We start from the raw sequence: 13,031 nt of genomic DNA on the forward strand, positions 1-13,031 counted from the left end.
TCATTGCTTTCCTTTTGGTCGTAGCGGCCTGCATTCTACATCTGCTATGAAATAATTGGGATGTGTCTGTAATGTCTGCACCATGGTCGTGGCCACATCCTCTGCCCTCATCATATTTTCATGGGCATCCATTCCTTCGATATCATCAAAAAAATGGGTGCGTACAGAACCCGGATAGATCGTGGACACCTTAATGCCATATTCCCTCAATTCCATATACAAGGCATGTGAAATCCCTTTTACGGCATGTTTGGTACCGCAGTATCCTGCCATGTTGGCGACGCCATTCAGTCCTGCAATGGAAGCCACGTTGAGAATATGACCTTCATCCTGTTTTTTCATATTGGGCACCACCTTGCGGGTTACATAAAAGATTCCATGGACATTCACATCAAACATCCCTTTCCAATCTTCTATATCCATTTCATCGATTTTTCCCACCTTGCCAAATCCAGCATTGTTTATCAAAATCCTGATATCTTCTCCTAGCACCTTTACCGTTTCATGATAAGCGCTATCTACTGCGGAAGCATCTGACACGTCACACGAAAAGAAGTAAAATCGTTCATGTTCCAATGGAGGACTGTTTCTTCCCCAACCAGCCACGGTCACCCCGCTATCCAATAGCTGGCGGGCCACTTCTAGCCCTATCCCCTTGCTTACCCCTGTAACAATTGCTGTTTTCCCTTCTAATATCATGATTTGGTGAATTTGTGCGGTTATGTGCAAAATCACCCCAAATTGTCCCTTTTTTTGGAGTTATAAAACATTTCAAACTAAAAACTTATTAAAAGTTCCTAACAGCTTATTTTTATCCCTTGGATCTTTTCTTAAATTGAGTAACAAGCAACCCTTATTGATATGATAAAAAAACACCTACTTCCCATATTCCTGTTCTTAGGAGGAACTGTCTATGCACAATCTACCCTTCATCAGGAAATCGATGACCAAGCCGAATCCATTGAACCCAAAGTAATCGAATGGCGGCGTGATATCCATGAAAACCCTGAACTGGGCAATCAAGAAACGAGAACCGCGCAGCTCATCGCCGCACATCTCCGGTCATTGGGAATCGATGTGGAAGAAAACATTGCCGTCACAGGAGTAGTGGGATTATTAAAAGGCGGCAATCCAGGGCCGACAGTGGCTCTCCGTGCAGACATGGACGCTCTTCCTGTCACAGAACGTAACGAACTCCCCTTTAAATCCACCAAAAAAACTGTTTACAATGGCCAAGAGGTCGGGGTCATGCATGCTTGTGGCCACGACACGCACGTGGCCATTTTGATGGGCGTAGCCGAAGTGCTTTCTTCCATGAAAGATGACCTCCATGGCACCGTGAAATTCATCTTCCAACCGGCTGAAGAAGGAGTCTTCGAGGAAGGAGTCTCTTCCTGGGGTGCCAAGCAAATGGTCGAAGAAGGGGTCATGGAAGGCGTAGATGCTGTCTTTGGCCTACATATCAATTCCCAAACGGAAGTGGGCAACATCAAATACCGCTCGGGGCCAGCCATGGCCGCAGTGGACAATCTCAAACTCACCGTTAATGGCCGCCAAGCCCATGGTGCCTACCCTTGGTCCTCTGTAGACCCTATCGTCACCTCCTCCCAAATCATCAATGCACTGCAGACGATTATCAGCCGAAATGTCAACATTACCGAAAACCCCGCCATTGTCACCATTGGTAGCATTCATGGTGGGGTGCGCCAAAATATCATTCCCGAAAAGGTGGAAATGCTGGGCACCATCAGAACTTACGGCAGCTCTCAGCAAACGCTCATCCACCAGCGGATCCATGAAATCGCTACCAAAACAGGTGAAGCAGCTGGTGCCAGTGTAGAGGTGAAAATTGACAAGATTTATCCGGCTACCATTAATGACCCTGACCTTACCGAAAAGATGGTAAATACCTTAAAGACAGTGGCAGGAGAAGAACATGTCATCTATCATGACCCTATCACGGGAGCAGAGGATTTTAGCTACTTCCAGCGGGAAGCCCCTGGACTGTTCATCTTCCTGGGCGGCATGCCAAAAGGCGCCGACCCCGCCGAAGTAGCCGCTCACCATACACCGGACTTCTTCATCGATGAGTCGGGATTATTACTCGGTGTACGTGCACTCAGCTACTTGACAGTGGACTATATGGGAATAAAGTGATAACCCGAGTTCGACTATAAATTCGATGTCATTCCGTCACTGCGAACCTCTCCGGTGCCCAACAGGCCTGTCTTCCACCATAGTCTGGGGAGCAACGTCCCGTCTTTAGAAAACGAGATTGCTTCACTCCGCCTTCGCTGCGTTCGCAATGACGGTTTTTAAAACTCAGGTTAATAGATATGAGACATGAGGGGACAATACACCGAAAACCCAGGGAGTGCTAATACAGGGGCAAGCGGAAGAGCTGGGGCATGAATCCCTTTACTTTAATATGATTTTTTTTTGCCACTTAGGCCCTAAGACCCAAAGCTGTTTGTTTTCCATGAAATTTGGAATCCGCCTACAAAACACTTCGTGTCTTGGCGACTTCGTGGCTACATACCACATGAACGGAAACCTTACCCCGCCCCAGAAATATGGCTTGATCCCTAATACACAAACCACAAGAGCACCCGTGAACAGATGATGCCAAGCAGGCTTGTCTGGTGTAAAAAACAGGCTTGTCTGGAGCCAAACAGGCTTGTCTGGTGTAAAACAGGTGTGTCTGGAGCCAAGCAGGGAGGAACAGCTTGTCTCGGAGGCTATCGGGAACGAGGCAGCCTCATCTCAAGAGAAGGAGATTGCTTCATCCCGTTGCTCTGCGTTCGCAATAGCCTGTCCCGATACTTTCGGGGACGTTAACGACAAGACATAACGTTTTTATCTTTGCTCTTTCTTCTTTCCTCTATCTTGATACTTGCTATTGGATATACCTCGTACTTTTATCTTCGTACTTCCTGCTACTGCTCAAAAACCAGCGTAGAAGGATCAGCTCCAAGTTCTTTTAGGGAGCCATTGACCACCTTCATAAAGCCGGGAGGGCCGCAAACGTAAAAATGCTGGTGTTCGAAATCGGCTATCTTCGATTTCAAATAGGCTTTATCAATCACCCCTTTGTCATAAGCTGTATCCTTTTGGTTGGAAATGATATTGATAAATTTATGTCCTAGAATAGCTTTCAGCTCTTCATAGAGAATGATATCATCATTGGTTTTATTCGCAAAAACAAGGACACTTTTCCCTACTTTGTTCTTTTTGCGTAAGCTCCTAAGAATGGATATAAAGGGCGTAATCCCTGCCCCACCGGCGATAAAGACTCCTTCTCCCTTAAAAGAAATGGTGCCCCAAGGATCCCCGATCTCCACTTCATCACCAACTTTTAGATTTGCCAATCTCTTGGTAACTCCTTCGTGGTCATTATAGGATTTGATCGTAAACTCCAAATGATCATCAGAGGGTAAATTCGTAAACGTAAAAGGTCGCTTTTCTGCTTCCCACCCAGCTATTAGCAAACTTACCTCAGTGGCTTGACCAGGTGTGAATTGGTAGCCACGAGGCTTCTCTACTTTATACCGGTTGACATCATGGGTCACCGGCGTGATTTCCAGTATTTTCAGTCTATAATTTGCCATACCATAACTTACAAAAAACCTGTTGCTTTTAAAACACCACTAACTGGTAAATTCACATTGAAACAATAGCGTCCTAAATAAAAAATGAGAGGTTCTATTTTTTGCCCAAAAAAGTTATTTTGGGTTTGCACCAAAAAACACGAACCTCTCATGTGTAATATTACATTGTTTTCACAGATTATTAAAAAGATAGACCGATCAATTTTCAAGAAATTGGTCAAGGAAAAGCAAACCGATAAGGGCTGCAAGGGATTTGACAGCTGGACGCATCTTGTCTCGATGTTGTTCTGCCATTTTGCCAAGAGCACCTCGGTAAGGGACATTTCCAACGGACTCCGGTCTGCTACCGGGAACCTTAACCATCTTGGTATTGCCAAAGCCCCCTCCAAATCAAGTATCAGCTATCAGAACAAACGAAGGGATTCGGACCTGTTCAGGGACCTTTACTATTCCCTACTGGGAAGTTTAGGACAGCAGGCAGCTGTCAAGAGGTCCAAACTCAGGATCAAGGTCCCCGTTTACCTGCTCGATGCCACGGTGATCAGCCTTTGTCTTTCGGTGTTTGACTGGGCTACTTTCCGTACCAAAAAGGGAGCTGTAAAGATGCACACCCTGCTGGAATATGACGGGAAACTCCCTGTTTACGTGAACATTACCGAGGGGAGTGTCGGGGATAATAAAGGAGCTTACGACATTCCCTTGGAAAAGGGCTCGGTGATCGTCGCCGACCGGTATTACAATGACTTCCCCATGCTCAACGTCTGGGACAGCAAAGGGGTGTTCTTCGTGATCAGGCACAAGGGAAACCTTGCCTTCAGCACCCTCGAAGAACGGGAGCTGCCCGAAACAACCGCCCAACATGTGCTCAAAGACGAAGAAATCGAACTGACCAACCCACAATCCAAAACCAAGTATAAGGGAAGGCTCAGAAGAGTGGCCGTGTGGGATGAGGAAAACCGGCAGACCATTGAACTGATCACCAACAACTTTGCCTGGGCGGCCCAGACCATTGGGGACCTCTACAAATCAAGATGGGAGATTGAGGTGTTTTTTCGGGACATCAAGCAGCTATTGCATATCAAAACCTTTATCGGAACCTCTAAAAATGCAGTAATGATCCAGATATGGACGGCTTTGATCACCATCCTGCTGATCAAAGTCATGAAGGCAACAGCTAAATTCGGCTGGCACCTGTCCAATCTGGTGGCCTTTATCCGGCTCAATATATTCGTGAAAATCGAACTGCAAAAATGGCTTGATAGCCCATTTACGGAACCCGAAAAACCACCCCTGAAAATAGTACAGGGGGATCTGTTTGCTCAAACTCCTTAATATGTCCCCAATTTGCTTTCAAATACAGACTAAAGGGTAAATCAAAAATTATTTAGGACAGCATTGACATTGAAAATAAAACAGATTCCCCCAGGCACCCAGGGAAATCGCTTTTGGATGAGCGACTGCGTATTCCACTAGTTACACCATTCTAACAATGCCTTTATCCCCGATACCACCGGGGCAGGCTATTCGGATCACGATACATCGGGAAGGAATCTCTTATTTAAAATTGAGATCCCTCCTCAAGTCGGGATGACAACGAATTATAAATTGTGATTTATACAACATTTTTTTTAAGAGCGATTGCCCTGCCCAGGCACCGGCCGCTACGCCATCTTACTGATCAGGGAAGCAATGATACGTGTCATCTTAGGTTCAGCAATCGCCGCCGCTGCTATGACCTCTTGGATGGATATCTTCTTCACCTTTCCAGGTGAGCACAAATCAGTAATGGCAGACACCGCAAAAACGGGTAAATCCATCTGCCGTGCCACGATCACTTCCGGAACAGTGCTCATCCCCACTGCATCAGCTCCAATGGTTCGCAGGTAACGGTACTCTGCCTTCGTCTCCAAGTTAGGGCCTTGTACTCCAGCATATACTCCCTGATGAACCCTAATGTCTTCCGCTTTAGCAGCCTCAACTGCCACTTCCAGCATTTTCGGATCATACGGTTCGCTCATATCCGGAAACCGTACTCCAAAAGCATCAAGGTTTTTGCCCCGTAATGGATTTTCGGGAAAAAGGTCTATATGATCAGTGATCAACATCACATCGCCTACTTCAAACTCCGGATCCAAGCCTCCTGCAGCATTGGAAACAATAAGTTTCTTTATTCCCAACTGCCTCATCACCCTGACAGGAAAGGTCACTTCTTTCATGGAATAGCCTTCATAATAATGAAATCGTCCTTTCATCGCCACGACATTTACACCATTCAACACCCCGAAAATCAGTTCCCCGGCATGCGTCTCCACTGTGGAGACGGGAAAGTAGGGAATGTCTTTATAGGAAATGGTCTTGTGCACTTGAATTTTATCGATAAGCTGCCCCAAACCTGTTCCTAAAATAATCCCAACTTCTGGAGAGAGGCCTTGCTGCAGTGAAATGTACCTCACAGCTTCGGCTATCTGCTCGAGGTAAGGGACACTGGTATCTGCTTTTTTCATATTTGATTGGTTTATGGAAATCTTTCCTTTTATTTTTAGTGTTGTACCCAAAAGAAGGTGTGCCTGTTGTGAACGCTAAAGATGGCAACAGGGTATCCTAAACACCAAATTTCAAAAGTAATAAGTACTCATATTCATGATAAAAATAATCATTGGTACCAATAGAAAAAATGCGTTATCCAAGACCATCGCTTCCCAGTACCAAGAAATTCTAAAAGAGAAGGGAGTCGAATCAAGCATCATTGACCTGAGAGAACTTCCTGATGATTTTGTATTTTCGGCCCTTTATGAAAACAATGGTCAAAACCAAGCCTACAATGCCCTTCACGCAGACGTAAAAGCAGGTAGCAAATTTGTATTTATCGTTCCGGAGTATAACGGATCATTTCCAGGGATCCTAAAATCATTTATTGACGGGATGACTTATCCCAATACGTTCAGAGGTAAAAAGTGTGCCATGGTAGGCCTGTCTTCAGGAATAGGCGGCGGTGGCATCGCATTGAGCCACCTTACCGACATATTCCACTACTTGGGCATGCACGTCCTGGCCAATAAGCCAAAACTTGCAAAAATTGAGGAAAATATGTCTAATAACTTGCTCACCAACAAGTTTTACATAGACCTTTTAAAAACCCAAGCAGCAATGTTGATTGACTTTTAGTTAATCAACATTATCATGTAAAAACCGGTTATTGCCCAGAATCTCATTATCATCATTTAAGTTGAACTTAGAGATATTGGTTTCTGAGCTATGTTGCACATCCTGGAGTTTTACATTTTTTCTTAAATAAGCTGGCGTATCAAGCTTTTCTTTAAATTCATCAGGAGTTTGGTTGACCGCCCTGAGGTTTTTAAGCCGTTCAAATCGCTCATGTGCTCTTTGCATGGCCTTTTGCTTGATTTGCTCATAATATTCATTGGCATAACCTGTTTGTGATGCGCTATTGCTTTCCTGTAGCTGCGCTTTTGGCTGCGCTGGTTCATCATCATAAAGTGGTGTCACCTTTTTCTGCGGATTAGCAGGAACGAATTCAAACTCCCCATCTTCTTGGGCATGTTCGTTTTCGGTATCCACTTGGGGCTGCTGGTTGGCAGGGCTTGTGGATTGCTGCTCCTCCTGCTTGTGGTTATTGGCAGGAGTAGGCTGCTGAATGGTAAAGGTAAACGTCTGACCTGCAGAAGCGTTGTTTTCCTCTTCCACCTTGGTGGTCTTTCCGGAATCCAGGTCGATCACCTTTTTGGTGCTTTCTTCCTGCTGAGGCTTGGCTTCTTCGCCATAGGTTCCTTTGGCTAGCTGGCCCGCCTGAAAACCGGTAGCAATTACTGTCACACGGATCGATTTTTTCAAATCCGGATCGATGCCTTGGCCAAAAATCACCTCTGCATCATCACCTGCCCTGTCTTGGATATATTCGGTGATCTCGCTCAATTCATCCATAGAAAGTTCTTCTTCCTCACCGGACATAATCGACAATAGGATTTTTTGGGCACCTTTGATGTCCACATTGTTCAGCAATGGCGAAGCGATGGCTTTCTCGGCTGCCTTGATGGCACGACCTTCCATCTCTTCGGTAGCAGAGCCCATCACGGCTGCCCCGGCATCTTTCATTACCGTCTTCACATCCTCAAAATCGACGTTTACATCCTGATGAACAGTGATGATCTCAGCGATGGATTTCGCAGCAGTGGTCAAGACGTTATCGGCTTTTCCAAATGCAGCGCGAATGGGCAGGTTGCCATAAACCTCTCGCAGTTTGTCATTAAGGATGACCAACACCGTATCACAATTGGACCTTAGTTCTTCGATCCCTTTTTGGGCGGCACCTGTCTTCTTACGGCCTTCAAAAATAAATGGAGCGGTCACTATTCCCACAGTAAGGATATCCATATCCTTGGCGATCTTTGCCAATACCGGAGCGGCTCCCGTACCGGTTCCTCCGCCCATTCCAGCGGTAATGAATACCATCTTGGTATTGTCCGCCAATAGCTCCCGGATTTCTTCTTTGCTTTCCAGGGCTGCATTTTTGCCTTTTTCCGGATTGGCCCCTGCACCAAGTCCCTCGGTCAGGTTGGCGCCTATCTGTAGCTTTAACGGTACCGGGCTGCTCTTCAGCGCCTGGGCGTCCGTATTGACTACCACAAACTCCACATCCTTTATTCCTTGTCCAAACATGTGGTTCACGGCATTGGAACCACCTCCTCCCACACCTATCACCTTGATGATAGATTTGTGGTTTTTAGGAATATCAAATTTGTAATCTCTCATAGTATCTGACATTATTTCCTCAATTTTTGGTGAACTGTATTTCTATTTTTCTAGGGTCACTACCTATCTTAAAATGAGATCAGTAGTTTTCCTCATCTCCTAAATCGTCTGTTATAAAATCCTTTAATCTTCTGCGAATACTGCCAAAGATATCCTTTCCCGGCAATTCAGCACGCTTTTCTTGCCTTCCTGGAACCTGACGCTGACGGTAAATGTCCTCTCTATCATCCAGTGCTTTAAAGCCTGCCAGCACCAATCCCACCGTAGTGGCAAACATTGGGCTCTTCACTTCTTCGATCTTGGATTTGCCAAGGTGCTCATTTGGATAGCCAATACGCGTATCCAAGCCTGTCATATATTCAAAAAGCTGCCCTACTCCCTGTAGCTGCGAGCCACCGCCAGTAAGCACGATGCCTCCTGCCAGTTTTTTGTATAGACCGCTGGCCACAATTTCCGATTGGACCATCTCGATGATCTCTTCCATTCTGGCTTCAATGATATGTGCCAGGTTCTTGACCGAAATCTCTTTTGGAGGACGGTTTCTCAAACCAGGAATGGAAACAATTTCATTTGGGTTGGCCTCTTCCGATATGGCACGACCAAACTTCGTCTTCAGTAGCTCCGCCTGGTTCTGCATCACCATACATCCCTCCTTGATATCAGAAGTAATGATATTGCCACCAAATGGGATGACGGCGGTATGACGGATGATATTATCGTAGAAAATAGCTATGTCTGTGGTACCGCCACCAATATCCACCAAGCAGCAACCAGCCTCTTTGTCCAAATCACTGAGAACGGAAAGTGAACTTGCCAATGGCTCAAGAATCAGGTCTTTGGAATAAAGCTCTGCTCGTTTTACGCATCGGTTGATATTATTGATAGCTGTGGTCTGGGCAGTGATGATATGGAAATCTGCTTCCAAGCGGGCTCCGGACATGCCCACAGGGTCTTTGATACCATCTTCATAATCCACTGTATAATCCTGCGGCATCACGTGAATAATCGTATTTCCTGGAGGCACTACAATGTTCTCCATGTCATTGGAAAGGCGACGCACATCCTCGATGGTAATCTCATCATCCTTGGTGTTTCGGATGATCACCCCGTGATGCACAGAGCTTCGGATATGTTGTCCGGCAATACCCACGATAACCTCGCGGATATCTACTTCTGCCATATCTGAAGCTTCATATACTGCCTTCTGAATAGCATTTACCGTCTTGTCAATATTGGTCACAATACCGCGGATCACACCATCCGAAACGGCCTTGCCCATGCCAAGAACTTCCAGTTTTCCAAATTCATTCTTGCGCCCGATGATCGCACAAATCTTCGTGGTGCCAATGTCCAGTCCTACGATTAATTTTTCAGTTTCCATAGCTATATCAATTATTCACAAATGATTTGATCCTTAAATTTCACGTTTACCCTAGAATAGGCATCCCAGCCTTTCTCGGGTATGATTTCTTCATAGAATAAATTTATCCGTTCAAATTTATCCTCAATGTCTACAGGCTTGCCAAATTCAATTTCCTGTCGCCCTACCTGCTGAAACAAACTTATATTTCCTTTCCTGTCTATTTCCAAGGAGGCAATCTGTGCACTCCAAAAGTCACTCCTATCAATAAAATAGATCAGGTCCAATAAATCCTGATGCTCTTTTCCCAAATCCTTCGCCGCCAACAAATCATCGACACCCTTCCCTTCGATGATCAGCACCCTGGAGGTATAGTGCGAGGATGTCGGCAAGATCAACCCCTCTGACGAAATATAACCGTCCGCTGCCAATGGCCTTGTAATTCGTGCCATCGGCCGGTATTGATCAATCCTCACCAGCACATCTCCCTTCAGGTCATTATAGACCTCTGCATTCTTCACGAAGGGATGGCTCTCTACCTTTTCTTCCAGCTTACTTAACTGGATATTTTCAAGTTTAGCGCCCTCCGAAAGATTAGGGAAGGTTTTGAGCAGCATGGATGAAATCTCATCTTCCTCCACAAAGTACACATCACTGATGCCGTTCACTTTCACCGACAACCCATGGTAGCTGCGCTCAGCTCCTTTCTTCTCCACAAAACCTATAAATCCCACCAACACCAACAAAAGTGCAGTGAATATGGCCGATTGCTTTATTTTCAATTGCTTCAGTCCCATTGCTCCATCAGGTTATTGATTGGATCCACTAATCGATCGATATCTCCCGCCCCCAAGGTCACCAGCACCGCTGGCCGTTGTTTATCCAAAAACTCCAGTAATTCATCCTTGGAATGCAAAGACTTCTCCTTTGCGCTGATCTTATCCATCAGCATCTCCGCATTCACTCCTTCTATCGGCAGCTCCCTGGCAGGGTAGATATCCAATAAAATCACTTCATCGGCCAGGGATAGTGCCTCTGAAAATCCGTCTGCAAAATCCCTCGTCCTGGTATACAGATGAGGCTGGAAAACTGCCGTAAGTTTTTGCTCGGGATACATCGCTCTCACTGACTTTAAAAAAGCCCTTATCTCCTCTGGATGATGGGCATAGTCATCGATGTAAACGCCCTTCTCATCCTGCCGCTTGATCTCAAATCGGCGCTTGACACCTTTAAACGTCTCAAGCCCCTCTCGGATGGCGGCTTCACTGATCCCGAAATGCAAGGCAATGGAAATTGATGCCAAGGCATTTTCCACATTGTGAAAGCCGGGCACACGTAAAACCAGCCCCTTGATGGTCTTCTCTTCGCTGACATAATCAAACTCAAAAGAGGCAATTCCAGCCTTGATATTCTCTGCCCTGACAGCCCCTTCTCCCAGTCCATATTGACGCAAAGTCAAACTGCCAAAATCATTCCTATTTAGCTTTTCAAGGGCATCTTTTTGAATAAATAACACCCCATCATCAGGAAGTAAACTGATGTACTTTTCGAAGTTTCTTGTAAGCTCCTGAGCATCACCATAAATATCCAAGTGATCGGCATCCACACTCGTCACCACAGCCACATTCGGATGTAATCTCAAAAAGGAACGGTCAAACTCATCCGCCTCTACCACTACGATCGGTTGCTCCTCATTTTCCTCATCATGTAGAATAAGGTTACTCTCATAATTCTGCGTAAGGCCGCCCAAAAAAGCGGCAATATTCTTACCAGCAAATTTCAGCATATGGGCCACCATACTGGAGGTTGTGGTTTTGCCATGGGTGCCGGCCACACCGACAGTATACATGGAAGACGTAATCATGCCAAGTACCTCCGAGCGCTTTTTCAGGTCAAAATCTTCCTTGATGAAGTGGTTGAGCTGTACGCTGTCTTTTGGTATCGCAGGCGTCCATACGATCAGCACATCTTCAGCATTTTCTTTGATGTTCGCAGGAATCGTATCCACGGTATCCTCATAGGTAATCTGTATCCCTTCCTCTTCAAGCTTTCTGGTCAAAGGGGATGGTGTCCGGTCATACCCGCTCACAGGGATACCGATATGGTTAAACCACCGGGCAATGGCACTCATGCCAATCCCGCCGATCCCCAGAAAATACACGCTATGTAACTTTTCCCAATTCATTTGATCAACGCTTCCAGTTTCTTTACAATCTCCCGGGCAGCATCTGGCTTGCCCATTTTCTTTATATTTTTGCCAAGGCGCTCCATTCCTTCAGGATCCGCCATAAGTCCGTCCACTTTTCCAACAAGTCCCTCCACAGCCTCATCATCGCTAAGTAATACCGCAGCATCTTTCTCTACACAGGCCAAGGCGTTTTTTGTCTGGTGGTCTTCGGCCACGTTAGGAGACGGAATGAAAATCACCGGCTTGCCTACCAAGCTCAATTCTGACACCGACAAGGCACCCGCTCTGGAAACCACCAGATCTGCAGCCGCATAGGCCAAGTCCATTTCCCGAATAAACTCCAGCGCATGCACATGCGCCAGCCCCGCTGAGACCAACTTCGCTGTCATTTCTTCAATATAAAACTTCCCTGTCTGCCAAAGCACCTGATAGCCTTGCTCCTCAAAATGCTTCATCGACGCCACCACTGCATTATTGATGGTCCTGGCGCCCAAGCTTCCTCCCAACACCAACACCACCTGTCGACCCGCTTCCAATCCAAAATGGCTCAGTGCCTGCTCTTTTTTGGCCCCAAGGTCCAAAATGTCCTTTCTCACTGGATTGCCGGTAAAATAAATCCTGTCAGCAGGAAAAAACTTTTCCATTCCCTCATACGCCACACAAAATGCCCTTGCCTTTTTGGCCAATAACTTGTTGGTCAACCCAGCGAAGGAATTTTGCTCTTGGATCAGCGTGGGAATCCCTTGCTGTTGGGCCACGTATAGCAATGGTCCACTGGCATATCCTCCAACACCTACTACTGCATGAGGCTTAAACCGCTTGATCAGTTTTTTGGCTTTGTTGATACTGTCCCAAAGCTTAAAGGGAAAGCTCAGGTTTTGCAGGGTAAGCCTGCGTTGAAGTCCTGCCACGGGTAAGCCTTCGATGGTATAACCTGCTTCCGGGACTTTTTGCATCTCCATTTTTCCTTCAGCACCGACGAAAAGGATTTCACTTTCCGGGTACCGCTCAGCCCAAGCATGGGCGATGGCTATAGCCGGATAAATATGTCCGCCTGTACCACCTCCACTGATCATGATTCGATATGTTTCCTTCGCTTCGATAA

At 46.1% G+C, this 13,031-nt stretch carries 11 protein-coding genes; 3 read left to right on the forward strand and 8 right to left on the reverse strand.

Going from position 1 to position 13,031, the window contains the following annotated elements:
- The gene (locus tag FKX85_RS01465) at window positions 1-699 is read right to left on the reverse strand and encodes an SDR family oxidoreductase (RefSeq protein WP_141613046.1); all 699 of its coding nucleotides are present in this window, start codon (window positions 697-699) and stop codon (window positions 1-3) included.
- A gap of 162 nt (window positions 700-861) precedes the next feature.
- Here FKX85_RS01465 and FKX85_RS01470 point away from each other — a divergent pair, with 162 nt between their 5' ends.
- Window positions 862-2,157, forward strand: a complete 1,296-nt coding sequence (locus tag FKX85_RS01470) for an amidohydrolase (RefSeq protein ID WP_141613047.1) — start codon at window positions 862-864, stop codon at window positions 2,155-2,157.
- A 779-nt stretch (window positions 2,158-2,936) separates the two neighbouring features.
- On the opposite strand, the gene FKX85_RS01475 is transcribed toward FKX85_RS01470, so the two are convergent.
- Window positions 2,937-3,608 (reverse strand): FAD-binding oxidoreductase, encoded by a 672-nt coding sequence (locus tag FKX85_RS01475; protein WP_141613048.1) that lies wholly within the window; start codon window positions 3,606-3,608, stop codon window positions 2,937-2,939.
- A gap of 150 nt (window positions 3,609-3,758) precedes the next feature.
- On the opposite strand from FKX85_RS01475, the gene FKX85_RS01480 reads away from it, so the two are divergent.
- Entirely contained in the window at window positions 3,759-4,940 is a 1,182-nt protein-coding gene (locus FKX85_RS01480) for an IS4 family transposase (protein ID WP_141613049.1), read from the forward strand.
- A 329-nt stretch (window positions 4,941-5,269) separates the two neighbouring features.
- On the opposite strand, the gene FKX85_RS01485 is transcribed toward FKX85_RS01480, so the two are convergent.
- On the reverse strand, window positions 5,270-6,112 hold the full coding sequence (locus tag FKX85_RS01485) for a purine-nucleoside phosphorylase (protein WP_141613050.1): 843 nt from the start codon (window positions 6,110-6,112) through the stop codon (window positions 5,270-5,272).
- A 136-nt stretch (window positions 6,113-6,248) separates the two neighbouring features.
- On the opposite strand from FKX85_RS01485, the gene FKX85_RS01490 reads away from it, so the two are divergent.
- Entirely contained in the window at window positions 6,249-6,773 is a 525-nt protein-coding gene (locus FKX85_RS01490; RefSeq protein WP_141613051.1) for an NADPH-dependent FMN reductase, read from the forward strand.
- On the opposite strand, the gene ftsZ is transcribed toward FKX85_RS01490, so the two are convergent.
- The 5 genes from ftsZ to murG all read right to left on the reverse strand — a co-directional run bounded on the left by ftsZ (window position 6,774) and on the right by murG (window position 13,029).
- Entirely contained in the window at window positions 6,774-8,378 is a 1,605-nt protein-coding gene (gene ftsZ, locus FKX85_RS01495) for a cell division protein FtsZ (protein ID WP_141613052.1), read from the reverse strand. It abuts the gene before it with no gap.
- Window positions 8,379-8,457: 79 nt separating this feature from the next.
- A complete protein-coding gene (gene ftsA, locus FKX85_RS01500) occupies window positions 8,458-9,759 on the reverse strand; it encodes a cell division protein FtsA (RefSeq protein ID WP_141613053.1) in 1,302 nt (433 codons plus the stop codon).
- Window positions 9,760-9,770: 11 nt separating this feature from the next.
- Entirely contained in the window at window positions 9,771-10,535 is a 765-nt protein-coding gene (locus tag FKX85_RS01505) for a cell division protein FtsQ/DivIB (protein ID WP_141613054.1), read from the reverse strand.
- Window positions 10,526-11,923 carry a UDP-N-acetylmuramate--L-alanine ligase gene (gene murC, locus FKX85_RS01510; RefSeq protein ID WP_141613055.1) on the reverse strand — a complete coding sequence of 466 codons (1,398 nt, stop codon included), beginning with the start codon at window positions 11,921-11,923 and terminating at the stop codon, window positions 10,526-10,528. Before murC ends, FKX85_RS01505 begins: the two co-directional genes overlap by 10 nt.
- Entirely contained in the window at window positions 11,920-13,029 is a 1,110-nt protein-coding gene (gene murG, locus FKX85_RS01515; RefSeq protein WP_262711634.1) for an undecaprenyldiphospho-muramoylpentapeptide beta-N-acetylglucosaminyltransferase, read from the reverse strand. Before murG ends, murC begins: the two co-directional genes overlap by 4 nt.
- Window positions 13,030-13,031 lie beyond the last annotated feature (2 nt).

It is taken from the genome of Echinicola soli (assembly GCF_006575665.1).
Taxonomy (GTDB): Bacteria; Bacteroidota; Bacteroidia; order Cytophagales; family Cyclobacteriaceae; genus Echinicola; species Echinicola soli.